The 22,130-nt window shown below is 60.1% G+C and carries 26 protein-coding genes; 7 read left to right on the top strand and 19 right to left on the bottom strand.

Features of this window, described 5'->3' with window-relative positions; genetic code table 11:
- Nucleotides 1–93: 93 nt before the first annotated feature.
- Complete coding sequence (locus tag HX807_RS09135; RefSeq protein WP_026078011.1) at nucleotides 94–327, top strand: PP0621 family protein; 234 nt, start codon at nucleotides 94–96, stop codon at nucleotides 325–327.
- Here the strand turns inward: HX807_RS09135 and thiO are convergent.
- The 5 genes from thiO to pilV form a co-directional block, all read right to left on the bottom strand.
- The gene (gene thiO / locus HX807_RS09130) at nucleotides 314–1,423 is read right to left on the bottom strand and encodes a glycine oxidase ThiO (protein WP_003215894.1); all 1,110 of its coding nucleotides are present in this window, start codon (nucleotides 1,421–1,423) and stop codon (nucleotides 314–316) included. The genes HX807_RS09135 and thiO overlap by 14 nt on opposite strands.
- Nucleotides 1,424–1,485: 62 nt before the next feature.
- Nucleotides 1,486–1,887: a type IV pilin protein gene (locus HX807_RS09125; RefSeq protein ID WP_177049788.1), complete on the bottom strand. Its 402-nt coding sequence runs from the start codon at nucleotides 1,885–1,887 to the stop codon at nucleotides 1,486–1,488.
- Nucleotides 1,888–1,899: 12 nt separating this feature from the next.
- A complete protein-coding gene (locus tag HX807_RS09120) occupies nucleotides 1,900–2,427 on the bottom strand; it encodes a PilX N-terminal domain-containing pilus assembly protein (RefSeq protein ID WP_177049786.1) in 528 nt (175 codons plus the stop codon).
- A gap of 7 nt (nucleotides 2,428–2,434) precedes the next feature.
- The gene (locus tag HX807_RS09115) at nucleotides 2,435–3,142 is read right to left on the bottom strand and encodes a PilW family protein (protein WP_177049784.1); all 708 of its coding nucleotides are present in this window, start codon (nucleotides 3,140–3,142) and stop codon (nucleotides 2,435–2,437) included.
- Nucleotides 3,139–3,615 carry a type IV pilus modification protein PilV gene (gene pilV / locus HX807_RS09110; RefSeq protein ID WP_177027818.1) on the bottom strand — a complete coding sequence of 159 codons (477 nt, stop codon included), beginning with the start codon at nucleotides 3,613–3,615 and terminating at the stop codon, nucleotides 3,139–3,141. Before pilV ends, HX807_RS09115 begins: the two co-directional genes overlap by 4 nt.
- 218 nt (nucleotides 3,616–3,833) lie before the next feature.
- On the opposite strand from pilV, the gene HX807_RS09105 reads away from it, so the two are divergent.
- On the top strand, nucleotides 3,834–4,415 hold the full coding sequence (locus HX807_RS09105; RefSeq protein ID WP_177049782.1) for a GspH/FimT family pseudopilin: 582 nt from the start codon (nucleotides 3,834–3,836) through the stop codon (nucleotides 4,413–4,415).
- Here HX807_RS09105 and ispH read toward each other — a convergent pair.
- From ispH to murJ, 6 genes are all read right to left on the bottom strand, one after another.
- Nucleotides 4,369–5,316, bottom strand: coding sequence for a 4-hydroxy-3-methylbut-2-enyl diphosphate reductase (gene ispH, locus HX807_RS09100; protein ID WP_003215881.1), 948 nt, complete (start codon nucleotides 5,314–5,316; stop codon nucleotides 4,369–4,371). The genes HX807_RS09105 and ispH overlap by 47 nt on opposite strands.
- A 116-nt stretch (nucleotides 5,317–5,432) precedes the next feature.
- Complete coding sequence (fkpB, locus tag HX807_RS09095; protein ID WP_003215879.1) at nucleotides 5,433–5,870, bottom strand: FKBP-type peptidyl-prolyl cis-trans isomerase; 438 nt, start codon at nucleotides 5,868–5,870, stop codon at nucleotides 5,433–5,435.
- A 7-nt stretch (nucleotides 5,871–5,877) separates the two neighbouring features.
- Entirely contained in the window at nucleotides 5,878–6,387 is a 510-nt protein-coding gene (lspA, locus tag HX807_RS09090) for a signal peptidase II (RefSeq protein WP_003215877.1), read from the bottom strand.
- Nucleotides 6,380–9,211: an isoleucine--tRNA ligase gene (gene ileS / locus HX807_RS09085; RefSeq protein ID WP_177049781.1), complete on the bottom strand. Its 2,832-nt coding sequence runs from the start codon at nucleotides 9,209–9,211 to the stop codon at nucleotides 6,380–6,382. The genes lspA and ileS overlap by 8 nt, the downstream gene beginning before the upstream one ends.
- 13 nt (nucleotides 9,212–9,224) lie before the next feature.
- On the bottom strand, nucleotides 9,225–10,163 hold the full coding sequence (ribF, locus tag HX807_RS09080) for a bifunctional riboflavin kinase/FAD synthetase (RefSeq protein WP_003215874.1): 939 nt from the start codon (nucleotides 10,161–10,163) through the stop codon (nucleotides 9,225–9,227).
- A 118-nt stretch (nucleotides 10,164–10,281) separates the two neighbouring features.
- A complete protein-coding gene (gene murJ / locus HX807_RS09075) occupies nucleotides 10,282–11,820 on the bottom strand; it encodes a murein biosynthesis integral membrane protein MurJ (RefSeq protein WP_177049780.1) in 1,539 nt (512 codons plus the stop codon).
- A gap of 254 nt (nucleotides 11,821–12,074) precedes the next feature.
- On the opposite strand from murJ, the gene rpsT reads away from it, so the two are divergent.
- Nucleotides 12,075–12,353: a 30S ribosomal protein S20 gene (rpsT, locus tag HX807_RS09070; RefSeq protein ID WP_003215870.1), complete on the top strand. Its 279-nt coding sequence runs from the start codon at nucleotides 12,075–12,077 to the stop codon at nucleotides 12,351–12,353.
- Nucleotides 12,354–12,453: 100 nt separating this feature from the next.
- Here rpsT and HX807_RS09065 read toward each other — a convergent pair whose 3' ends face one another.
- The 5 genes from HX807_RS09065 to rplU all read right to left on the bottom strand — a co-directional run bounded on the left by HX807_RS09065 (nucleotide 12,454) and on the right by rplU (nucleotide 16,219).
- Nucleotides 12,454–12,918 carry a CreA family protein gene (locus HX807_RS09065; RefSeq protein ID WP_008432835.1) on the bottom strand — a complete coding sequence of 155 codons (465 nt, stop codon included), beginning with the start codon at nucleotides 12,916–12,918 and terminating at the stop codon, nucleotides 12,454–12,456.
- A 17-nt stretch (nucleotides 12,919–12,935) separates the two neighbouring features.
- Nucleotides 12,936–14,054: a glutamate 5-kinase gene (gene proB, locus HX807_RS09060; RefSeq protein WP_003215866.1), complete on the bottom strand. Its 1,119-nt coding sequence runs from the start codon at nucleotides 14,052–14,054 to the stop codon at nucleotides 12,936–12,938.
- Nucleotides 14,055–14,177: 123 nt separating this feature from the next.
- Complete coding sequence (gene cgtA / locus HX807_RS09055; RefSeq protein ID WP_003215864.1) at nucleotides 14,178–15,401, bottom strand: Obg family GTPase CgtA; 1,224 nt, start codon at nucleotides 15,399–15,401, stop codon at nucleotides 14,178–14,180.
- A 193-nt stretch (nucleotides 15,402–15,594) separates the two neighbouring features.
- Nucleotides 15,595–15,870, bottom strand: a complete 276-nt coding sequence (gene rpmA, locus HX807_RS09050; protein ID WP_003215862.1) for a 50S ribosomal protein L27 — start codon at nucleotides 15,868–15,870, stop codon at nucleotides 15,595–15,597.
- Between the two features lie 34 nt (nucleotides 15,871–15,904).
- Nucleotides 15,905–16,219 (bottom strand): 50S ribosomal protein L21, encoded by a 315-nt coding sequence (rplU, locus tag HX807_RS09045; RefSeq protein WP_003176051.1) that lies wholly within the window; start codon nucleotides 16,217–16,219, stop codon nucleotides 15,905–15,907.
- A 239-nt stretch (nucleotides 16,220–16,458) separates the two neighbouring features.
- Here rplU and HX807_RS09040 point away from each other — a divergent pair, with 239 nt between their 5' ends.
- The 3 genes from HX807_RS09040 to HX807_RS09030 all read left to right on the top strand — a co-directional run bounded on the left by HX807_RS09040 (nucleotide 16,459) and on the right by HX807_RS09030 (nucleotide 18,412).
- On the top strand, nucleotides 16,459–17,427 hold the full coding sequence (locus HX807_RS09040; RefSeq protein ID WP_003215860.1) for a polyprenyl synthetase family protein: 969 nt from the start codon (nucleotides 16,459–16,461) through the stop codon (nucleotides 17,425–17,427).
- Between the two features lie 188 nt (nucleotides 17,428–17,615).
- Nucleotides 17,616–17,957 (top strand): zinc ribbon domain-containing protein YjdM, encoded by a 342-nt coding sequence (locus HX807_RS09035; RefSeq protein ID WP_003215858.1) that lies wholly within the window; start codon nucleotides 17,616–17,618, stop codon nucleotides 17,955–17,957.
- 197 nt (nucleotides 17,958–18,154) lie between these two features.
- On the top strand, nucleotides 18,155–18,412 hold the full coding sequence (locus HX807_RS09030) for a hypothetical protein (protein WP_003215856.1): 258 nt from the start codon (nucleotides 18,155–18,157) through the stop codon (nucleotides 18,410–18,412).
- A gap of 54 nt (nucleotides 18,413–18,466) precedes the next feature.
- Here HX807_RS09030 and HX807_RS09025 read toward each other — a convergent pair whose 3' ends face one another.
- Both HX807_RS09025 and HX807_RS09020 read right to left on the bottom strand, forming a co-directional pair.
- Entirely contained in the window at nucleotides 18,467–19,084 is a 618-nt protein-coding gene (locus HX807_RS09025; protein ID WP_034115957.1) for an FKBP-type peptidyl-prolyl cis-trans isomerase, read from the bottom strand.
- Nucleotides 19,085–19,197: 113 nt separating this feature from the next.
- The gene (locus tag HX807_RS09020; protein WP_003215853.1) at nucleotides 19,198–19,686 is read right to left on the bottom strand and encodes a TIGR00645 family protein; all 489 of its coding nucleotides are present in this window, start codon (nucleotides 19,684–19,686) and stop codon (nucleotides 19,198–19,200) included.
- Nucleotides 19,687–19,852: 166 nt separating this feature from the next.
- Between HX807_RS09020 and HX807_RS09015 the strand changes: the two genes are divergently transcribed.
- Entirely contained in the window at nucleotides 19,853–21,685 is a 1,833-nt protein-coding gene (locus HX807_RS09015; protein ID WP_177049779.1) for a hypothetical protein, read from the top strand.
- Between the two features lie 49 nt (nucleotides 21,686–21,734).
- On the opposite strand, the gene HX807_RS09010 is transcribed toward HX807_RS09015, so the two are convergent.
- Nucleotides 21,735–22,061 carry a hypothetical protein gene (locus HX807_RS09010; RefSeq protein ID WP_003215849.1) on the bottom strand — a complete coding sequence of 109 codons (327 nt, stop codon included), beginning with the start codon at nucleotides 22,059–22,061 and terminating at the stop codon, nucleotides 21,735–21,737.
- Nucleotides 22,062–22,130 lie beyond the last annotated feature (69 nt).

Here is a 22,130-nt window from a genome sequence, read left to right as displayed (position 1 = left end):
GAGCTCCCTTTTTTATTGCGCTGCATAATTGCGCTGTGCGCCCATCACGTCCTTGGCTAAACTGCGGGATTCCTTGTCGAGAAGCTGCCCACCATGGTTCGTCTACTGTTCTGGATCGCCGTTATTGCTGCCGCGGTATGGTTTTGGCGCAAATTCAAAAGCCCGGCCGCCAAACAGCAGCGGCCCAGCGAACAGGGCCCGATCCAGATGGTTCGTTGCGCCCACTGTGGCCTTCACCTGCCACAGGATCGAGCCTTGAGCCTGCGCCAGGAATGGTATTGCACCCAGGCGCATCTGGAGCAAGGGCCGAAATCTATCCAGCGTTGATTCGGCCTGCCGGCGCATACGGGGCCGGATCAATGATCGGCTCATGTCCCAGCAACAAATCGGCAAACAGTTGGCAGGACGCCGGCGCCAGCACCAGGCCGTTGCGGTAGTGCCCGCAGTTGAGCCACAGCCCGTCGAAACCTGGCACCTTGCCAATATACGGAATGCCCTCCGGCGACCCAGGTCGCAAGCCGGCCCAATGCCCCACCACTTCGGCATCGGCCAGGGCCGGAATCAACTCGACGGCAGAGGCTTTCAGGCTTTCCAGTGCAGAGTCGGTGGGCGTCTTGTCGAACCCCTCGTGCTCCAGCGTGCTACCAATCAGAATGTGCCCATCCCGCCGAGGAATCGCATAACGCCCCTTGGCCAGGACCATGCACGACAAGAAGTCCGACGCACACTTGTACAAGATCATCTGCCCCTTGACCGGCTCCACGGGCAACTCAAGCCCCAGGCGGCCCAGCAACTCACCGCTCCAGGCGCCGGCGGCCAGCACTACCTGATCGCCATGGATCGGCCCGAGCGCCGTATTCACCCCAACAACCTTGCCGCCCTGCTGAATAAACCCATCAACCGCACACTGCTCGTGAATCGTCACGCCCGGCAGGGCCAACAAGGCCGCCTTGAGGGATTTGACCAACCGCGGATTACGCACATTGGCCACATCCGCCATATAGATCGCCTGGGAAAACCCGGCACCCAGCACCGGCACAGCGTCATGGGCAGCTGAAACATCCACCTTGCTCAGCGGGCGCCCTTCGCGGGCTGCCCAGGCAAGCGCCTCGGTTTCATCATCCAGGTCCAGCCAATACAGGCCGGTGGTGTGAACTTCCGGGTCAATGCCAGTAGCCGCGAACAGACGCTCTGCCAGTTGCGGGTAAAAATCCTGGGACCAGTGCGCCAGGGCCGTCACGGCCGGGCTGTAGCGCCACGGGTAGAGCGGGGAGACAATGCCGCCGCCGGCCCAGGAAGACTCCTGACCGACCGCCGAACGATCCAGCAACACAACCGCTTGCCCTTGGGTCGCCAGGTTGAACGCCGTCAACAACCCGATTACCCCACCACCCACAACCACTACTTGCTGTTGCTTAGCCATTGTTCGATCCAGCCGATAAAAAGAAAAAGGCACGCCCGGCGCCCAATCGTCCAGCTTCCTCATCATTGCCCCCAGCACGCCTTGCGCGTCATATCAGGCGCGGCTCCCGGATTGGTTCGCGCACCGGTACTGCTCAGGCTGAAGGCGGCACAGGGATCGCCCGCCATCACCGAGTCAATTGCCGGCGTGGCAAGCAGAACGAAATCCTGAGGGTTCAATGCAGGGGTGATTCTATAGCGATCATTGCCGGCGATGACGCCAGTCGCATCAATAAAAGTGCCGTTCCTCGCGTAATAGCGCTCAAGGTACTGTGCCTGCTCACTCAGCAACCCGGCAATTTCCGCGCGATAGACCTTTTTCATATGGCTGAGATACCCGGGATAGGCGACGCCCGCCAGGAGTCCGACGATCGCCACGGCGATCAGTAATTCGATCAGGGTGAAGCCTGTGCAATCCTTGCCCATCGTGCTGCTCACCTATTGAAGTTGTCGCCACATGATTCGTCGAAAACGCTCGCCGGGCCCGCTGCCCACACGGGCATACACAGACTCCAGGACGGAGCGTGAGTGCCCACTGACGCCCACTGATGTCACGCGATAGACCGTGGCCTGGGCCTCTGCCGGGAGCTGAGCCAAACCCGTTCCCGGCCCCAGGTTTTGAATACCGTAGACGCCATCTTTCATCCCTATCCAGGTCACAGTCGATACGGGATTCGTCCCCGGCCCCACTACCGAAACCGATTCGGCAGGTGGCGCGCACGCAGCCGTCGAGTGGCAAGGGCGCAGGGCGAAACTTGACGCCTGCACCAAAGACTCGCCAAGCCTGAGGCCGCTTTCGGCCTGCTGAAACGACTGGTTGCGCTGCCGAAGGCTGCCGGTAATTTTTTCTTGCGAGATTGCTCCCTGCATCGAAGACACTCCGAGGAGTGCCAACAGCAGCAGGAATACCAGGCTGATCAGCAAAACCATGCCTGCCTGCCTCGAACGGGAGAGGTAATAACCCATGGGCACGCTACTCCAGGCGATTACGTAGTGCCGCGACCACGCTGTAGGCCTGGTCTTTCACCAACCCATTTGGATCCTGAAGTGTCAGCAGAATCCGCACGCTGCGGATGAGCGACTCATCGCCGGGGTTGGCGTCATATCGGCTGACAACCGTTGAGCCAGGCTTGTCGGCCACGCCGAAACTGATATCGAATGCACCCACGTTATCCACCAGCACCGCTTTGCTCGGGGCCGCCAGCGTACTGAACTTCAGCTGCCCGCCCTCAAAGGTGTAGGTCAGCTTGCGCAGTGGGAAGTGGATTTGCCCGGGCGTCGCTGCCGGCGGGCTTCCAACATAGGCGTGGGCAGAGCCGGTGCAATCGGAAAGCACCGTCCAGTCCGGCTTGCTGCCACCCTCCCCGACGTCGGCGGTCACCAGCGTCAGGGACCGGGAACTGCCGGTGGTACTCCATCCAATGGGACGATCAAAACCTGCGGGAGCGTTGCTGATTGATGCAGCGGACAAGCAGCCAAACATGCCCGCCTGGCGTATTTCCTGAATCAGCTTGCCAAGGGCGAACCGTGCATCATCCTGCAACAGCGAAGCCGCACTCTGGCTGGCATAAGTGGTTCGGGAGCTGAGTGCAATCTGGGTCACCCCCAGGATCAACATCAGGCCGAGGGCCAATGCCAGCAGCATCTCCACCAGACTGAAACCGCACACTGGACCTCTCATGGCAACACCCTCGGGTCGACTGCAACCCGGCTGGTCAGGGTGAATGTTTCCCGGGTGCCTTGAGCCTTCGCTCCACGGGAGTCGTCCCAACTGATGCTGATGGTCACTTCTCGCTGATTGACCGCAACCGACCCCTTGGCGCTTTCCCCGGCGAACCCGGCGATATTCGCTTCAAAGTCGTGCAGGTCCAGATCACGCACACTCGCGACCGAGGTGCTGGAGGGCGCGCGTTCACCCTGGCCCCAGGAGTAATCAGCACCCGAATTGGCGCGGATCCGGTCGAGCATGTCGTAGGCAATGAAACTGGCCTGACTGGTCATCCTGGAACTGTCGGTATATTTCAATGCATTGAGCTGAATGACTGCCGCCCCTAGCAGGCCGACAGCGAGGATCAGCACAGATACCAGGACCTCGATCAGCGTCATTCCGGCCTGGGTCGGTTGCGGGTGGGGCGTTACGGGGAAAGCGTTCATTACCATCGCCATCCATGTCGAAGGTCATCAGAAAGCAGCGCAAACCTGCTGTGCGACGCAAGACTAGCGCCGGTATTGCCTGAGCGCTGCCCCCCGGAACAAAGCGAAATACTTTGGACAGAATGGCCACCATTCGACCCGCCGGACTGGGCGCTATAACTATGTCTGCCATCCGGCACCGACTGAAAAAGCACACCGCGTCCACGGAGGGACGGCCCATGAAACAACGAGGTTTCTCGCTGATTGAACTGATACTCGGCCTGTTCCTGGGCGGCATCCTGGCCAATCTGGCAGTGCCGAGCCTCAAGGGGCTGCTCGAGTCGCAACGACGCCAGAGCGCCGCCGAATCCCTTGCCGGCGGACTGCGTTATGCCCGCACAGAAGCCATCGCACGCAATCGCACGGTGGTTATCCATGCATTGGACGATGACTGGAGCCGGGGTTGGAGGGTGATACTGGACCTGAACGGTCGCGGCCATCTGGACGACAAAAACCCGGTGCTGCTGGAGCGCCAGGACAGTGGGCAGATACCGATTGTGGGGAATACGCCGGTGAGAACCCAGATACGCTTCAGCAGCCTGGGTGAACCGCTGCTGTCAGCAGGGGCATTCAGCGCCGGCACCGTCCACGTGTGTGCGACGGACCAGCAACTGAGCCTGTATCAAATAGTGCTGGCCGCCAGCGGGCGTATCAGCCTGCGCAGTAACAAGACCGAGCAGGCTTTGTGCCGGGGCTATGCCGGTACTCCGGGCCTCAGAGCAGCGAACGAACCCGCAGCTCCTTGGGCATGGAGAAAGTGATGTTCTCTTCACGGCCAGCCAGTTCATCAGCGCCCGTGGCGCCCCAGGCCTGCAGTTGCTGAATAACGCCACGCACCAGGACTTCCGGGGCCGAGGCTCCGGCAGTGATGCCAATGCGTTCGACACCGTCGAACCAGCTGCGCTGCATGTCTTCGGCACCATCGATCAGGTAGGCCGGGGTGGCCATGCGCTCGGCCAGTTCGCGCAGGCGGTTGGAGTTGGAGCTGTTGGGGCTCCCCACCACCAGCACAACATCGCATTCGTCGGCCAATTGCTTGACCGCATCCTGGCGGTTCTGGGTGGCGTAGCAGATGTCATCCTTGCGTGGACCGCCGATGGCCGGGAAGCGCGAGCGCAAGGCATCGATGACGCGGCTGGTGTCGTCCATGGACAAGGTGGTCTGGGTAACGAAAGCCAGCTTTTCAGGGTTGTGCACCTGCAATGCAGCGACGTCTTTTTCGTCTTCCACCAGGTAGATCGCCCCACCATTGCTGCCATCGTACTGGCCCATGGTGCCTTCGACTTCCGGGTGACCGGCGTGGCCGATCAGGATGCATTCACGACCATCACGGCTGTAGCGCGCGACCTCGATGTGCACCTTGGTCACCAGCGGGCAGGTGGCGTCGAACACTTTCAGGCCACGGCCTGCTGCTTCGGTGCGTACCGCCTGGGAAACGCCGTGAGCGCTGAAGATGACGATAACGTCGTCCGGCACCTGGTCCAGTTCTTCAACGAAGATGGCCCCGCGGCTGCGCAGGTCTTCGACCACAAACTTGTTGTGGACGACTTCATGGCGCACGTAAATCGGCGGCCCGAAAACTTCCAGGGCGCGGTTGACGATTTCAATCGCCCGGTCCACGCCGGCGCAGAAGCCACGGGGGTTGGCGAGTTTGATTTGCATGCTGTGCCTCGTGTCTTGCCCTGTAGGATCGAGCTTGTGTGGCGAGGGCGCTTGCTCCCGCTGGGCTGCGAAGCAGCCCCAACAAGCTCGCCCCTGCAGTAGGCCGATTTCGTTAGTTACAGCGCTTTAACGTCGATGATTTCAACATCAAAGGTCAAGGTTTTCCCGGCCAACGGGTGGTTGAAGTCGATGGTCACTTGCGCGTCATCAAAGGCTTTCACCACACCCGGCAGCTCGGTATTCGCCGCATCGTTGAAGATCACCAGCAAGCCTTCCGACAACTCCATGTCCTGGAACTGCGAACGCGGGATGATCTGCACGTTTTGCGGGTTGGGCTGGCCAAAGGCGTTTTCCGGCAGGATCTGCAGGTTGCGCTTGTCGCCGGCCTTGAAACCGAACAGTGCCGCTTCGAAACCCGGCAGCAGGTTGCCGTCGCCGACCTTGAAGGTCGCCGGGGCCTTGTCGAACGTGCTGTCGACCGTGTCGCCATTCTCCAGGCGCAATGCGAAATGCAAGGTGACTTCCGTGTTCTGGCCAATGCGTTGCTCAGCCAATACCTGTTCAGTCATGAACGGTCTCTCCGGTTTTCTTGCTTTTGAACATATCCAACGCCAGCATGATTGCACCGACGGTGATGGCGCTGTCGGCAAAGTTGAACGCCGGGAAGTACCAGCGGTTCTGCCAATGCACCAGAATAAAGTCGATCACATGGCCCAGGGCAATGCGGTCGTAGAGGTTGCCCAATGCGCCACCCAGCACCAGCGCCAACGCAACGGCCAGCCAGGTGTCGTTACGCCCCAGGCGCTTGAGCCAGACTACCAGCACGGCACTGACCACCACGGCGATCAGGGCAAACAGCCAGCGCTGCCAGCCGGAGCTGTCAGCCAGGAAGCTGAACGCAGCGCCGGTGTTGTAGGCCAGGGTCCAGCTGAAGTAGTCGGGAATCACCACGATCTGCTGGTACATCTCCAGGGCGCCTTCGAAGTGAGCCTTGCTGAGCTGGTCAATGACCAGCACCAGCACGCTCAACACGAGCAAGCCCAGGCGTCCAAAACGACTGGCTTCAGGCATAGTGACGAACCTCGCCAGCGCCAGAGATGTTGTCGACGCAACGACCGCAGATTTCCGGATGCTCGGGGTTCACGCCGACATCTTCACGGCAGTGCCAGCAACGGGCGCACTTGGCGAAGGAGGACTTGACCACCTTGAGCTTGAGACCCGGGACTTCGGTCGCAACGGCATCTGCAGGCGCCTGGGCAAACGGCGCCAGGCTGGCGGTCGAGGTGATCAGGACGAAGCGCAGTTCGTTGCTCAGCTTGGCCAGGTCAGCGGTCAGGCCTTCCTCGGCAAACAGCGTGACCTCGGCCTGCAGGTTGCCGCCAACGGCCTTCGCCGCGCGCTGCACTTCCAGTTCCTTGTTCACGGCAACCTTGACGGCCATTACGCCTTCCCAGTACTCGCGGCCCAGCTCGAAGTCGGCCGGCAATTCGGTCAGGCCTTCGTACCAGGTGTTGAGCATCACGGACTCGTTACGCTCGCCCGGCAGGTATTCCCACAGTTCGTCGGCGGTGAATGCCAGGATCGGGGCGATCCAGCGCACCAGCGCTTCAGAGATATGGTACAGCGCGGTCTGCGCCGAACGGCGGGCCTTGCTGTTGGCGCCGGTGGTGTACTGGCGGTCCTTGATGATGTCGAGGTAGAAACCACCCAGCTCCTGCACGCAGAAGTTGTGGATCTTCGAGTAGACGTTCCAGAAGCGGTATTCGCCGTAGTGCTCTTGCAGCTCGCGCTGCAGCAACAGGGTACGGTCCACGGCCCAACGGTCCAGGGCGAGCATTTCCTCGGCCGGCAGGATGTCGGTGGCCGGGTTGAAACCGGTCAGGTTCGACAGCATGAAGCGTGCGGTATTACGGATCCGGCGGTAGGCATCGGCGCTGCGCTGCAGGATCTGCTCGGAAACGGCCATCTCGCCCGAGTAATCGGTAGAGGCAACCCACAGGCGCATGATGTCGGCGCCCAGGGTGTCGTTGACCTTTTGCGGCGCGATCACGTTGCCCAGGGACTTGGACATCTTGCGACCGTTCTCGTCGACGGTGAAACCGTGGGTCAGCAGCTCGCGGTACGGGGCGTGATCGTCGATCGCGCAACCGGTCAGCAACGAGGAGTGGAACCAGCCACGGTGTTGGTCCGAACCTTCCAGGTACAGGTCGGCACGCGGGCCGGTCTCGTGGCCCATCGGGTGCGAGCCGCGCAGTACGTGCCAGTGGGTGGTACCCGAGTCGAACCAGACGTCGAGGGTGTCGCTGATCTTGTCGTACAGCGGCGCTTCGTCGCCCAGCAGCTCGGCGGCGTCCAGCTTGAACCAGGCTTCGATGCCCTCTTGTTCAACGCGCTGGGCAACCTCTTCCATCAGCTCGACGGTACGTGGGTGCAACTCGCCGCTTTCCTTGTTCAGGAAGAACGGAATCGGCACGCCCCAGTTGCGCTGGCGGGAGATGCACCAGTCCGGACGGTTGGCGATCATCGAGTGCAGGCGCGCCTGGCCCCAGGCCGGAACGAACTTGGTGTCTTCGATCGCCTTGATCGCACGCTTGCGCAGGGCTTCGCCGCGGGTAGGCTCTTTGTCCATGCCGATAAACCACTGCGCAGTGGCGCGGTAGATCAGCGGGGTCTTGTGACGCCAGCAGTGCATGTAGCTGTGGGTGATGGTTTCGGTGTGCAGCAGCGCACCGACTTCCGCCAGCTTGTCGACGATCGCCGGGTTGGCCTTGAAGATGAACTGGCCACCGAAGAATTCCAGGGACGGCACGTACACGCCGTTGCTTTGCACGGGATTGATGATGTCGTCGTTGACCAGGCCGTACTGCTTGCAGATCACGAAGTCGTCTACGCCATAGGCAGGCGAGCAGTGAACCACGCCGGTGCCGGCGCCCAGTTCAACGTACTCGGCCAGGTAGATTGGCGACAGGCGGTCGTAGAACGGGTGACGGAAGTTGATCAGTTCCAGCGCGGACCCGGTAGTGGTCGCGATCACCGAGCCTTGCAGGTTGTAGCGGGCCAGGCACGCCTCCACCAGCTCTTCAGCCAGCACCAGCAGTTTGTCACCGACGTCCACCAGGGCGTAGGTGAATTCCGGGTGCACGTTCAGCGCCTGGTTGGCCGGGATGGTCCACGGGGTGGTGGTCCAGATCACGATGGAGGCTGGCTTGGCCAGGCTCGCCAGACCGAAGGCTTGCGCCAGTTTGGCTTCGTCGGCGATCGGGAAGGCCACGTCGATGGTCGAGGACTTCTTGTCTTCGTACTCGACTTCGGCTTCAGCCAGGGCCGAGCCGCAATCGAAGCACCAGTTCACGGGCTTGAGGCCCTTGAACACGAAACCGCCCTTGACGATTTCGGCCAAGGCACGGATTTCACCGGCCTCGTTCTTGAAGTTCATGGTCTTGTACGGGTTGGCCCAGTCGCCCAACACACCCAGGCGGATGAATTCGGACTTCTGCCCTTCGATCTGCTCGGTGGCGTAGGCACGGCACAGTTCGCGGGTTTTATCCGCGCCCAGGTTCTTGCCGTAGGTCACTTCGACCTTGTGTTCAATCGGCAGGCCGTGGCAGTCCCAGCCCGGGACATAAGGCGCGTCGAAACCCGAAAGGGTTTTCGAGCGGATGATCATGTCCTTGAGAATCTTGTTCAGCGCATGACCGATGTGAATCGTGCCGTTGGCATAAGGAGGGCCGTCGTGCAGGACGAATTTCGGACGATCCTTGCCAATCTCGCGCAACTTTCCGTACAGGCCAATACTGTCCCAGCGCTGCAGGATCTGCGGTTCGCGCTGTGGCAGGCCGGCCTTCATTGGGAAGGCGGTGTCCGGAAGGTTTAGCGTGGCTTTATAGTCGGTCATTTAAGGCTCTTCATTAGCGATGGGCGCTAGGTGCGGCTAGTGCACGGGCGGCGGCGACATCCGCATTGATCGCCGTTTTCAACGCCTCCAGGGAGGCGAAACGCTGCTCTTCACGCAGCTTTTGGTGGAAAGCCACCGTCAAACGCCGGTCATACAAATCACCGGCAAAATCCAAAAGGTGAACTTCCAGGTGGGCTTTGCCATCACCTGCAACCGTGGGCCTGACGCCTATGTTGGCGACTCCGGGCCACGATTGGCCGTCGATGTCGACACTCACCAGGTAAACCCCGGTCAGTGGCACACGACGGCGCTTGAGCTGCACGTTGGCGGTTGGCGTGCCCAGTTGGCGCGCCAGCTTCTGGCCGTGCAGCACCCGCCCGGCAATCCGGAACGGGCGACCGAGCAAACGCTCGGCCAAGGCGAAGTCGGCAGCGGCCAGGGCGTTACGCACCTGGGTACTGCTCACGCGCAGGCCGTCCAGTTCGACGGTTTGCGCGGCTTCGACGGTAAAACCCTGGGTGACGCCGGCCTGCTGCAGGAAATCGAAATCCCCTACCCGGTCGCAACCGAAACGGAAGTCGTCGCCGACCTCCAGATGCTGCACGCCAAGGCCGTCCACCAGGATACGGTCGACGAACTCGGCGGCGCTGAGGCTGCGCAAGCGCTGGTTGAAAGCCAGGCAGAGGACGCGGTCCACACCTTCTTCAGCCAGCAGTTGCAGCTTGTCCCGCAGACGGGCCAGACGCGCCGGCGCCGTCTGCGGGGTAAAGAATTCGCGCGGCTGTGGTTCAAAAATCACCACGCAGCTGGGCACGCCCAACTCAACCGCACGCTCACGCAGGCGGGCCAGGATAGCCTGGTGGCCACGGTGAACACCGTCAAAGTTGCCAATAGTGGCGACGCAGCCCCGATGCTGGGGGCGCAGGTTGTGGAGACCTCGAACCAGCTGCATAACGCGCTTCTTGCTCATAAAGTGGTCGATTATAACCACACCCGGCCCCGGACGACAGGCAACAGCGCAGGCCATTTGCGCGAATCGATAAAACAACCGTCTTATCGACGAAAAGTCTCTAGCTCAGCGACTTGCGATTGAAATCCCGCAAGCGGAAGCCCATCAGCAGCAACATGCCGAAGTACACCAGCACACCAGCCGCCACCAACGCTCCCAGGCGCATGAAGCGCTCGAGCATATGGCCCTGCTCCCAGGCCGGCATGAAGTGCATCAGGCCCAGCAGTACTGCGGCCATCGTCCCCACTGCCACCACCAACTTGAGCGCAAACGAGCCCCAGCCCGCCTGAGGCTGGAACATTTTCTGTTTACGCAGCTGATAAAACAGCAGCCCGGCGTTGATGCAGGCCCCCACACTGATCGCCAGCGCCAGCCCGGCATGCTTCAGCGGACCGATGAACGCCAGATTGAGCAGCTGGGTAACCACCAGGGTGAAGATCGCGATCTTTACCGGGGTACGGATGTTTTGTTGAGCATAAAAGCCGGGAGCCAGCACCTTGATCACGATAATGCCCAGCAGCCCAACGGAATAAGCGATCAGCGCACGCTGGGTCATCGAGGCGTCAAACGCAGTGAACTGGCCGTACTGGAACAGCGCGACCGTCAGCGGCTCGGCGAGCAACCCCAGGGCCACGGCACACGGCAGCACCAGCACGAAGCACAGGCGCAGGCCCCAGTCGAGAATCCGCGAATATTCGTGGCGGTCTTTGCTGGCATAGGTGCGCGACAGCGTTGGCAGCAGGATGGTGCCGAGTGCCACGCCGAGCACGCCGGACGGCAATTCCATCAGACGGTCGGCGTAGTACATCCACGACACCGAACCCGAGACCAGCAGCGAGGCGAAGGCGGTGTTGATGATCAAGGAAATCTGGCTGACGGAAACCCCGAGGATGGCCGGCAGCATGTTGCGCATCACCCGCCAGACGCCGGTGTCCTTGAGATTCAAACGCGGCAGCACGAGCATGCCGATTTTCTTCAGGTGCGGCAGCTGGTACAGCAGTTGTGCCAGGCCACCAGCCAGGACCGCCCAGCCGAGGGCCATCACAGGCGGATCGAAATACGGTGTCAGGAACAGCGCAAAAATAATCATGCCGACGTTAAGCAGGGTCGGCACGAAGGCCGGCACCGAGAAACGGTTCCAGGTATTGAGGATCGCCCCGGCCAGGGACGACAGGGAAATCAGCAATATATAAGGAAAGGTCACCCGCAACAGATCAGTGGTCAGGGCGAATTTTTCCGGTGTATTGGCAAAACCGGGGGCCGTGGCCCAGATCACCCAGGGCGCGGCGAGCATCCCGGCGATCGTCACCAGCGTCAGCACCAACGTCAGCAAACCCGAAACATAGGCAATGAAGGTGCGGGTCGCCTCCTCGCCTTGCTGGGCCTTGTACTCCGCCAGAATCGGCACGAATGCCTGGGAAAAAGCCCCCTCGGCGAAGATCCGCCGCAGCAGGTTGGGCAGTTTAAAGGCAATGAAGAAGGCATCCGTGGCCATGCTGGCGCCAAAAATACGCGCCAGCAGCGTGTCACGCACAAACCCCAGAACCCGGGAAATCATAGTGATAGAGCTGACAGCGGCCAACGATTTGAGCAGATTCATTGAAAGAGTTTTTGCCTATAGATAAAGAGCAGGCGAACAAACGGCCCACATATGCGATACTCCGCGCCTGCAACAAGCACAGAGCCAAAGCTCGCGAGTTTACAGGTCAAGCGCCGGAAATAAATCACCCGCCTCTTAAGATCGACCACTCAGCAGTTCGCATCACACGCCCTTGACAAGACTTCAACTCATCGGCATGATTCGCGGCCTATTTTGTTTGCTATTTCCTAAAAAGTCTTTCGAGGAGCTCGACGGTGGCCAACACACCTTCCGCCAAAAAACGTGCAAAACAGGCTGAGAAGCGTCGCAGCCACAACGCCAGCCTGCGTTCCATGGTTCGTACCTACATCAAGAATGTAGTTAAAGCCATTGACGCAAAAGACGCTGAAAAAGCTCAAGCTGCTTACGTTCTGGCCGTGCCAGTTATCGACCGTATGGCCGATAAAGGCATCATCCACAAGAACAAAGCTGCTCGCCATAAAGGTCGTCTGAATGGCCACATCAAGGCTCTGAACCTTGCTGCTGCAGCCTAAGCGATAAGCTTGTTAAAAAACCGACCCCAGGGTCGGTTTTTTATTGCCTGCGATTTGGGAAAGCCAAAAAAAGAGCCGGCATGCCGGCTCTGCTTCAGATTTATTGCGCTGTAGGCCACGGCAGGATCGGAATCGCCGTCACCGCATTCTGCGGGCTGCCTTCGATCAGGCGGTCGCTGTAGACCAGATACACCAGGGTATTGCGCTTCTTGTCGAGGAAACGCACCACCTGCATGGTCTTGAAGACCAGGGACGTGCGCTCCTTGAACACCTCATCCCCATCCTTCAGCTCGCCCTTGAAGCGAATCGCGCCCACCTGGCGACAGGCAATCGACGCCTCGGCGCGATCCTCCGCCAGACCCAACCCACCCTTTACCCCACCCGTCTTGGCGCGAGACAGGTAGCAGGTCACGCCATCCACCTTCGGGTCATCAAAGGCCTCGACCACGATCCGGTCATTGGGGCCGACAAACTTGAACACTGTCGACACCTGGCCAATCTCTTCGGCTGACGCCAGCAACGGCATCGCCAGCAGCAAACCGAGCAATCCCTTCATTACGCGCATCGAGACTTCCTTTTTACTTAAACCAGAATCAGGTTATCCCGGTGAACCAGCTCCGGCTCAGCCATGTAACCCAACAGACCGACAATCGCCTCAGACGACTGCCCGATGATTTTCTGCGCCTCAAGGGCGCTGTAGTTGGCAAGGCCACGGGCAATCTCACGACCGTCCGGCGCCACACACACCACCATTTCGCCACGGCGGAAGCTGCCCTGGACCAGTTTTACACCCACCGGCAGCAAGCTTTTGTTGCCTTGGGACAACGCTGAAACCGCACCAGCATCCAACACCAGGGTACCGCGCGTCTGAAGATGCCCCGCCAGCCACTGCTTGCGCGCCGCCAGCATGCCACGCTCAGGCGACAGCAGCGTACCGATGCGCTCGCCCGCCTTGAGGCGATCCAGCACCCGCTCAATCCGACCGCCAACGATGATGGTATGTGCGCCGGAACGCGCCGCCAGACGTGCCGCACGCAGCTTGGTCTGCATGCCGCCACGCCCCAGGGCACCGCCGACACTGCCAGCCACCGCATCCAGCGCCGGATCATCGGCACGCGCTTCGTAAATCAGCTGAGCCTCAGGGTTATTGCGCGGGTCAGCGTCGAACATGCCGTCGCGATCCGTGAGGATCACCAGCAAATCAGCCTCAACCAGGTTGGCCACCAGCGCTGCCAGGGTGTCGTTGTCACCGAAGCGAATCTCGTCGGTCACCACGGTGTCATTCTCGTTGATCACCGGGATCACCTTGAGTTCAACCAGGGCACGCAGGGTGCTGCGGGCGTTCAGGTAGCGCTTGCGGTCGGACAAGTCGTCATGGGTCAGCAGAATCTGCGCCGTGTGGCGCCCGTGCTCGGCAAAGCTGGACTCCCAGGCCTGTACCAGGCCCATCTGACCAATGGCGGCGGCAGCCTGCAGCTCATGCATCGCGCTGGGTCGCGCGGTCCAGCCGAGGCGGCTCATGCCGGCGGCAACCGCCCCGGACGACACCAACACCAACTCGACGCCGGCCTCATGCAAGGCCACCATCTGGTCCACCCAGACACTCATGGCCGCACGATCCAGCCCCTTGCCATCCGCCGTCAGCAGCGCGCTACCGATCTTAACGACCCAACGCTGCGCACCTGTCACCTTGCTCCGCATCATCTTCAACCTTAGATAGAGGGCCGCGCGACCCAGCGCCGCCCATAACGTTATTCGTGACTACCGATTTCCAGATACCAAAACGCCGCTCGATTGAGCGGCGCTTAAGTTTACTGCAACGAATCAGTCGCGCACGTAAATGATTTCCGGACCATCTTCATCATCCACGTCTTCCTCGTCCCAATCATCGTCACCGATATCATGGACCGACTTGACGCCACTGCGACGCAGGGCACGCTGATCATCCAGCGCCTGCAACTGGGCACGAGCCTCGTCTTCGATGCGCTGATCCAGTTCAGCCAGCTCGGCCTTGTAGACAGGGTCGGCGGCCAGGCGATCGGCACGGTCTTCGAGGTAACGCATGATGTCGCGAGTCAGGCGCTCAGTGCCTTCTTTGGCAATGGCCGAGATCACGTAGACCGGACCGGTCCATTCCAGGCGATCAACGATCTCCTTGACGCGCTCTTCGTGCTCTTCCTCGAGGATCTGGTCGCACTTGTTCAACACCAACCAGCGGTCACGCTCAGCCAGGGAAGGGCTGAACTTGGTCAGCTCGCTGACGATCACTTCAGCAGCGTCCGGTGCACTGGTGTCATCCAGCGGCGCCATGTCGACGAGGTGCAGCAGCAAACGGGTGCGGGACAAGTGCTTGAGGAAACGGATCCCCAGGCCTGCGCCGTCGGAAGCGCCTTCGATCAGGCCCGGAATGTCCGCAACCACGAAGCTTTTCCAGCGGTCGACGCTGACCACACCCAGGTTCGGCACCAGGGTAGTGAACGGGTAATCGGCGACTTTCGGCTTGGCAGCAGACACCGAGCGAATGAACGTACTTTTGCCGGCGTTCGGCAAGCCCAGCAGGCCCACATCAGCCAGTACCTTCATTTCCAGCTTCAGGTCACGCTGCTCGCCTGGCTTGCCCGGCGTGGTCTGGCGTGGCGCACGGTTGGTACTGGACTTGAAACGAGTGTTACCCAGACCGTGCCAGCCGCCATGAGCCACCAGCAGGCGCTGACCGGCTTTGGTCAGGTCACCAATGACTTCCTGGGTTGCGGAGTCGATCACGGTGGTGCCGACCGGAACCCGCAGTACCAGCTCTTCGCCTTTTTTACCGGTGCAGTCGGTGCTGCCGCCGTTGGAGCCACGCTCGGCATCAAAGTGCCGGGTGTAACGGTAGTCCACCAGGGTGTTGAGGTTTTCGTCGGCGATCATGTAGACCGAGCCGCCATCACCACCATCACCACCGTTAGGACCACCGTTTTCGATGAATTTTTCCCGACGGAAACTCATGCAACCGTTACCGCCGTCGCCAGCTTTTACTCGGATCGAAACTTCATCAACGAACTTCATAACAAAACGCCTCTCGCCACACGGACGAGCTTAAGAAACCAAGACATAAGACTCTTGCAAAAATGAGCGCAGCGACCTCAAGCAACGACCGCAAATCCACTGCTTTCGCCCATCACAAACAGCTTTGCAAGAGACTCACCCCACAAACGAAAAAGCCCCGTCGCGAGACAGGGCTTTTCCAGCAACTACGTAATTATGCCGCGACGACTTCAGTCTTCGGGACAATGCTCACGTAACGGCGGTTGAAAGCGCCTTTTACTTCAAACTTGATCACGCCGTCGATTTTAGCGAACAGAGTGTGATCTTTACCCATGCCAACACCGTAACCGGCGTGGAATTGGGTGCCGCGCTGACGCACGATGATGTTGCCCGGAATGATAACCTGGCCGCCATACATCTTCACGCCAAGGCGTTTGGCTTCTGAGTCGCGACCGTTACGGGTACTACCACCAGCTTTTTTGTGTGCCATGAGTCAATTCTCCTAGTGAGGAATTAGGCTGAAATTAAGCCTGAATACCGGTGATTTTGATCTCGGTGTACCACTGGCGGTGGCCCATACGCTTCATGTGGTGCTTACGACGACGGAACTTGATGATGCGGACTTTATCGTGACGACCTTGGGAGATCACTTCAGCCACAACGGTAGCGCCTGCAACAACTGGAGCGCCGATGTTCACGTCATCGCCATTGGCGACCAACAGAACGCGATCAAAAGTAACGGATTCGCCAGTAGCGATTTCCAGCTTCTCGATCTTCAGGTATTCACCTGGGGCGACCTTGTATTGCTTGCCACCAGTAACAATTACTGCGTACGACATGGTATTTCTCCGATAATCCTGCTCACCCAGCGCTTTATAAGAAGAGGTATTGGCTGGCATGGCTGCATGGGATGGACGTCCCGAATGCAATTGCGTAAGGCAGGTGCTGCCCAGGAAGTTCAGGGTGCGCGATTGTACGCAAGCTATGGAGGTGTTGCAAGTAGCCGTCTATCGCGCCTTGACACTACGGGACGCGGGTCCTAGCATGCCGCGCAACCCTTCTGGAGCGACTGTCGCTGATGCAACCCCAAGCTTTCTACCGCGCGGTGGCGGACGATTTTAGCGCCGTCGACGGCATCATCAAGAAGCAGCTGACTTCTAAAGTGCCGCTGGTCTCCAAAATTGGCGACTACATTACGTCGGCCGGCGGTAAACGCCTGCGTCCTTTATTAGTGTTGCTGTGTGGCAAGGCCCTGGGCCGTGAAGGCGATGACCTGCGCCTGCTGGCCGCGACCATCGAGTTCCTGCACACCGCCACCCTGCTGCACGACGACGTGGTCGACATGTCCGGCATGCGCCGTGGTCGCGAGACGGCCAACGCGATGTGGGGCAACGCGCCGAGCGTGCTGGTGGGCGACTTCCTGTACTCGCGCTCGTTCGAAATGATGGTCGAGCTGGGCTCGATGCCGGTGATGAAGATTCTTTCACAGGCCACGCGCATCATCGCCGAAGGCGAAGTGTTGCAGCTGTCGAAGGTTCGCGACGCCAGCACCACCGAAGAAACCTACATGGAAGTGATTCGCGGCAAAACCGCGATGCTCTTCGAAGCCTCGACCCACAGCGCCGCCGCCCTGTGCGAAGCGACGCCCGAGCAGAGCGAAGCCCTGCGCACGTTCGGCGATCACCTGGGCGTGGCCTTCCAGCTCGTGGACGACCTGCTGGACTATCGCGGCGACGCCGAAACCCTGGGCAAGAACGTCGGTGACGACCTGGCCGAGGGCAAGCCGACCTTGCCACTGATCTACACCATGCGCGAAGGCACGCCGGAACAGGCCGCCCTGGTGCGCAAGGCGATCCAGAAAGGCGGGATCGAAGACCTGGAAAGCATCCGCGAAGCCGTGGAAGCCTCGGGTTCCCTTGAATACACCGCGCAACTGGCCCGTGACTACGTGGCTCGCGCGATCCAATGCCTGGAAGCCCTTCCAGCCAGCGAATACCGGGACGCCCTGGTTGAGCTGAGTGAGTTCGCGGTCGCCCGTACTCACTGATTCTGCTCTGCTCCATGCAGGAGCTGGCTTGCCTGCGATTGCATCACCGCGGTGTAACAGACAAACCGAGGTGCCTGCATCGCAGGCAAGCCAGCTCCCACAGCGTTCTCTGGCGTTGCTGCCCCCTGCCCGGCTAAAACCCTATACAATGTGCGCTTTTTAGCCATCCTGAAACCAAAGGAGCTTTAGTGAGCACGTTGCCACCCTGCCCGAAATGCAATTCCGAATACACCTACGAAGATGGCGCCCAGCTGATTTGCCCGGAATGCGCCCATGAGTGGGCCGTCGGCGGCGAAGCCGAGGCGGCCAGCGATGAATCCGTGAAGAAAGACTCTGTGGGCAACGTCCTGCAGGACGGCGACACCATCACCGTGATCAAGGACCTCAAGGTCAAGGGCACGTCCCTGGTGGTCAAGGTCGGCACCAAGGTCAAGAACATCCGCCTGTGCGATGGCGACCACGATATCGACTGCAAAATCGACGGTATCGGCCCGATGAAACTCAAGTCCGAGTTCGTCCGCAAGGTCTGAATATGCTGCCTCCATCCCGTGCCCTGCACGGGATGGCGCTTCACCCTCCCCGCGTCAGTTCCGCACTGGCGGCAAAAGGCCAGGCCTTTTGATCAAAAACAATATCCACACAGAAAAGTCCGGAAATCGCCAATAGGGACTTGCTATTCTACGAATAAGAATTATTCTCATTGAAACCCATCAAGGAGATACTTCCCATGACTTATTTGATCGATGCCTGGCTGGACCGTCCACACCCTTACCTGCGAATCCTCCATCGGGAAACCGGGGAAGTCTGCGCGGTGCTGGAAGAAGAGGCGTTAAGCGAACTGCAGGATCAGGGCGACCTGGACGTCAATGGCCTGAGTTCCAGTGAGCCCGGGGTGCTGAAGGAAGTGGTGAGAAATCTGTTTCTGTTCTGCTATGCCCGAGCGTTGCGCCCGGTGACGGATCTCAATGGCAAGTTTCATCCATGAGCAACCGCGCAAAACACTGCAGGAGCGAGCAGGCTCGCTCCTGCAGGTAAGGTCTTACAGAACGTCGAGCAGCTCGACGTCAAACACCAGAACGCTGTGCGGCGGGATGCTGCCAACGCCTTGAGCGCCGTAAGCCAGTTCGCTCGGCACGTACAGGCGCCATTTGCTGCCGGCATTCATCAGTTGCAGGGCTTCGGTCCAGCCGGCGATCACGCCGCCAACCGGGAATTCCGCAGGCTGGCCGCGCTCGTAGGAGCTGTCGAACACAGTGCCGTCGATCAGGGTGCCGTGGTAGTGAGTACGCACCTGGTCTTCGCGGGTCGGCTTGGCGCCGGTACCGGCAGTCAGCACTTCAAATTGCAGGCCGGAAGCCAGGGTGGTGATGCCGTCACGCTTGGCGTTTTCAGCCAGGAAAGCCAGGCCTTCGCCAGCAGCAGCTTCAGCCTTTGCAGCGGCTTCGGCTTGCATGATTTCGCGGATGACCTTGAAGCTGGCGGCCATTTGCTCCTGGTCCACACGGCTAGGCTTGCCGGCAAAAGCGTCGGTCAGGCCAGCCAGGATCGCGTCCAGGCTCACGCCCGGTGGCGGGTTGTCGCGCAGCTGGTCGCCCAACTGACGGCCAATGCCGTAGCTCACGCGGGTTTCGTCGGTGGACAGATTAACTTCGGACATGGAAAGGCTCCGCTGTAGGACGACACAGGTGCCGTCCAAACTAAAAGGGCGAGCAGACTAGCACACAAGCCACGCCCTTGATGAGCCCCGCGCAGGAGAGCGCCAGGGGCTGATTAATGCTTGGTAACCTTGTCCAGGTAGCCCATGGCAAACGCCGACACCACGAAGGTCATGTGAATGATCACGTACCATTTCAGGTGCTCGGGATCGACGTTCTTGGCGTCCATGAACACCCGCAGCAGATGGATCGACGAAATCGCTACGATGGACGCCGCGACCTTCATCTTCAGCGACGAGGAGTCCATGGTCCCCAGCCAGTTGAGCTTCTCCTTGCTTTCGTCGATGTCCAGCTGGGAGACGAAGTTCTCGTAGCCGCTGATCATCACCATCACCAGCAGGCCGCCCACCAGGGCCATGTCGATCAACGACAGCAGCACCAGGATCACATCCGACTCGCTCATGGTGAACACGATGGGAATCACATGAAACACTTCCTGGAAGAACTTCAGGCCCAGCGCCAGCAGCCCCAGGGACAGCCCGAAATAGATCGGCGCCAACAGCCAGCGTGAGGCATACATTGCATTTTCGATAAAGCGTTCCATTGAATCTCACACAGCTTGGCTAAAAATGGCGGCGAGTATACCAGCCGCACCCAAACCCCAGAAACCGTCGAGAAAACTGATCTGTACGGCATCTGTTAAGGAATTTTTCTGCTAGTGTCGAGCTCATCAACTCGGCTCGATGATGTCGGACAGGAAAACTCAGATAATGGATGTGCGATCCCCTTTGGCCAGCCTTGGCCTGTGTGCGGCGTTGCTGATGGGCAGCGGTTGTTCCCCAAGCGATGAACACAAGCAAGCCAGTCTCGAAGAGAAAACCGCCAAGTTCGAACAATCCCTGGACGCCATCCAGGACCCCAAGCTCAAGGACGCCGTGTCCGAGCTCGGAGGCTCGCTGCTGTTGCTGGAACGGGCGCGCGCCAAGCTCGCCACCAAGCCCATCGAGGCCGAGTACAGCGAAGACGCCCTGGCGCTGCTCAAGCATTACCCTACGCCGCAGGCCCTGGTCGATACCTACATCAATGGCCTGTTTGTCCTGCGCAAGGCGTCCCATTCGGACTACCTGACGGACCTGCAGCCGATCTTCCCGTTCAACTTCAACATGCCCGACCAGTTCCCCTTCCCACACGGCCTGGAATGGCAGTCGGTGACCCTGAGTAACAACAAGGTCATCCCGTTCCAGCCGGAATGGTCGGAAACCGACCCGGGCATCCAGTTGAGCCCCACCAGTTCCAACCTGACCAACCCCGATGACCTGACGGTGACCTACCCGTTCGTCGAAGGCGTCGAGACGGAGAACAAAAGCCAGCCGCAGCCCGTCACCCTCAAGGGCAAGGTGGAAGTGATTGCCCCGCGTAAAGTCTTCACCTTCGACTTGTCGAAAAAGGACGTGGGCCGCAAGCGCACCGAAGAAAACGTCACCGTCACCCTGCTGGCCCTGGAAAAGAACTACGCCGAGATCGAACTGACCAACAGCGCCCCGCTGGCGCCGGAAGTCGCGGACGAATCGCCGAACCCGTTGCTGGTGCAGGCTCGTGACACCACCGGGCAATTTCTCTCGCGCTCGGGCTCGATCAACGAAAACGCCGCGCAACTGGCGTTCTACGAGAAGCAACTGGCCGAAATGCAGAAGCAGAAGGCCTGGTCCGACGCCTTCGAGAAACAGCTGGAAGACGAGCAGAAAGCCTTCGAGCTCAAGCAGAACAGCCACTACACCAAGGTGTACTTCAATGGCCTGATCGACAATGTGCAAGTCAGCGTACTCGACTTTTCCCAGGCCACGGTGACCCGCAAGGACCTGGACCTGCCCGTACGGCGCTTCGACAAGAACAGCCTGGAAAAAACCGTACAGCCGTTGCCGATGCCCGTCACCGTGTATGACGACCAGGCCGCGGATTGGCTCAAGGACGCCACCCTGTCCGAAGACCAACTGAAGAAAAGCGTCACCATCAACCAGTCGGTGGATGACGCCAGTGCGGCGCACGTTGAGTTCGATCACCCCTACACCTTCAACGACGACCTGCTGGGCGAGGACCGCGGCGGCGGCGATGCCCCGGTGACGTTCCTCACCGCCAACGACGAAGGCAAGCTTGGCGAGCCGATCGAACTGCCCGCCGAAGCCTACGAGGTCGACCCGGGGCGCGGCACCATCACCTATGACCTGAACCTGTTCCCTGAAAACCCGGGGTTTGCCGTCGGATCAATGCCGCTGTTCCTGGCGACCATCGAGAAAGGCAGCCTCACTGCCGGGCAACTGCCCAAGGGCCTGGAGCTGAAGGACAACGCGCTGATTGTCGACCAGAAGCTGTTCCCCTCTGACAGCTGGCGGTTCTATGCCAAGGACGCCAGCGGCAACTACCTGAAGGAAATTCTCGGCGTCAGCCACCGCGCCGAGGAATACGGCACGGCGCTGTTCGACGTGCATTACTTCTACGGCCAGCCGACGACATTGGAAACCTACCAGCGCACCGGCCTGGACACGGTGCAGTATGGGTTTGAGGTGAAGCTGGACAAACCCGAGGCGGCCCCTGCCAAGCCATAGCCCCTCCCGCGTAGCAGCTGTCGAGCGCCAGCTGCTACGGGGAGTGCGGTCAGCGGATATCGCTTAGCACCGTCTGCCGCCCACCGTTGAGTTGTCGCAAGTGCGCCTGCAGGTGCAGGCACCAGATCTGCGGGTCGTCAGCCAGCTCGTACCCGTGCAGGGTCAGGCTTTCAACAATCGAATCGAGGATGGTTTGTGCCACGAAAGGTCCGTGGAACGGGCCTTGGGACTTGATGGTGGAGGGTTGTTCGCCGGTCATTCCGGCGGCAAACAACAAGGTCCACATCCCGGTATCCCCCGCGAGAGGGCGAATGGAACATTCGATACGGGTGACCAGGCCCAGGCACTGGCGGGTGAGGCAGAGGTTGCGCGACATGGCGGCGACCCTCGGTAGATCCGGTATTCAGCCTCGCAAGGCAAGACTGTTTCTATCCAGCGACTCCTG

Source organism: Pseudomonas sp. D8002 (assembly GCF_013385695.1).
Lineage (GTDB): Bacteria > Pseudomonadota > Gammaproteobacteria > Pseudomonadales > Pseudomonadaceae > Aquipseudomonas.
Note: the sequence above shows the minus strand (reverse complement) of the source record. Positions and strands in the feature narration are given on the sequence as shown.

What these genes read in the sequence shown, in the direction of transcription:
- HX807_RS09030 (WP_003215856.1), top strand. Translation starts at nt 18,155, where the DNA reads ATGACTTATTTGATCGATGCCTGGCTGGACCGTCCACACCCTTACCTG.
- HX807_RS09115 (WP_177049784.1), bottom strand. Translation starts at nt 3,142, where the DNA reads ATGAGAGGTCCAGTGTGCGGTTTCAGTCTGGTGGAGATGCTGCTGGCA.
- lspA (WP_003215877.1), bottom strand. Translation starts at nt 6,387, where the DNA reads ATGCCTGAAGCCAGTCGTTTTGGACGCCTGGGCTTGCTCGTGTTGAGC.
- pilV (WP_177027818.1), bottom strand. Translation starts at nt 3,615, where the DNA reads ATGAACGCTTTCCCCGTAACGCCCCACCCGCAACCGACCCAGGCCGGA.
- HX807_RS09065 (WP_008432835.1), bottom strand. Translation starts at nt 12,918, where the DNA reads ATGCGCGTAATGAAGGGATTGCTCGGTTTGCTGCTGGCGATGCCGTTG.
- HX807_RS09015 (WP_177049779.1), top strand. Translation starts at nt 19,853, where the DNA reads ATGGATGTGCGATCCCCTTTGGCCAGCCTTGGCCTGTGTGCGGCGTTG.
- HX807_RS09105 (WP_177049782.1), top strand. Translation starts at nt 3,834, where the DNA reads ATGAAACAACGAGGTTTCTCGCTGATTGAACTGATACTCGGCCTGTTC.
- rplU (WP_003176051.1), bottom strand. Translation starts at nt 16,219, where the DNA reads ATGTCGTACGCAGTAATTGTTACTGGTGGCAAGCAATACAAGGTCGCC.
- thiO (WP_003215894.1), bottom strand. Translation starts at nt 1,423, where the DNA reads ATGGCTAAGCAACAGCAAGTAGTGGTTGTGGGTGGTGGGGTAATCGGG.
- ispH (WP_003215881.1), bottom strand. Translation starts at nt 5,316, where the DNA reads ATGCAAATCAAACTCGCCAACCCCCGTGGCTTCTGCGCCGGCGTGGAC.
- murJ (WP_177049780.1), bottom strand. Translation starts at nt 11,820, where the DNA reads ATGAATCTGCTCAAATCGTTGGCCGCTGTCAGCTCTATCACTATGATT.
- rpmA (WP_003215862.1), bottom strand. Translation starts at nt 15,870, where the DNA reads ATGGCACACAAAAAAGCTGGTGGTAGTACCCGTAACGGTCGCGACTCA.
- ileS (WP_177049781.1), bottom strand. Translation starts at nt 9,211, where the DNA reads ATGACCGACTATAAAGCCACGCTAAACCTTCCGGACACCGCCTTCCCA.
- HX807_RS09120 (WP_177049786.1), bottom strand. Translation starts at nt 2,427, where the DNA reads ATGGGTTATTACCTCTCCCGTTCGAGGCAGGCAGGCATGGTTTTGCTG.
- HX807_RS09010 (WP_003215849.1), bottom strand. Translation starts at nt 22,061, where the DNA reads ATGTCGCGCAACCTCTGCCTCACCCGCCAGTGCCTGGGCCTGGTCACC.
- proB (WP_003215866.1), bottom strand. Translation starts at nt 14,054, where the DNA reads ATGCGGAGCAAGGTGACAGGTGCGCAGCGTTGGGTCGTTAAGATCGGT.
- HX807_RS09135 (WP_026078011.1), top strand. Translation starts at nt 94, where the DNA reads ATGGTTCGTCTACTGTTCTGGATCGCCGTTATTGCTGCCGCGGTATGG.
- HX807_RS09125 (WP_177049788.1), bottom strand. Translation starts at nt 1,887, where the DNA reads ATGGGCAAGGATTGCACAGGCTTCACCCTGATCGAATTACTGATCGCC.
- HX807_RS09025 (WP_034115957.1), bottom strand. Translation starts at nt 19,084, where the DNA reads ATGTCCGAAGTTAATCTGTCCACCGACGAAACCCGCGTGAGCTACGGC.
- HX807_RS09020 (WP_003215853.1), bottom strand. Translation starts at nt 19,686, where the DNA reads ATGGAACGCTTTATCGAAAATGCAATGTATGCCTCACGCTGGCTGTTG.
- cgtA (WP_003215864.1), bottom strand. Translation starts at nt 15,401, where the DNA reads ATGAAGTTCGTTGATGAAGTTTCGATCCGAGTAAAAGCTGGCGACGGC.
- ribF (WP_003215874.1), bottom strand. Translation starts at nt 10,163, where the DNA reads ATGCAGCTGGTTCGAGGTCTCCACAACCTGCGCCCCCAGCATCGGGGC.
- HX807_RS09040 (WP_003215860.1), top strand. Translation starts at nt 16,459, where the DNA reads ATGCAACCCCAAGCTTTCTACCGCGCGGTGGCGGACGATTTTAGCGCC.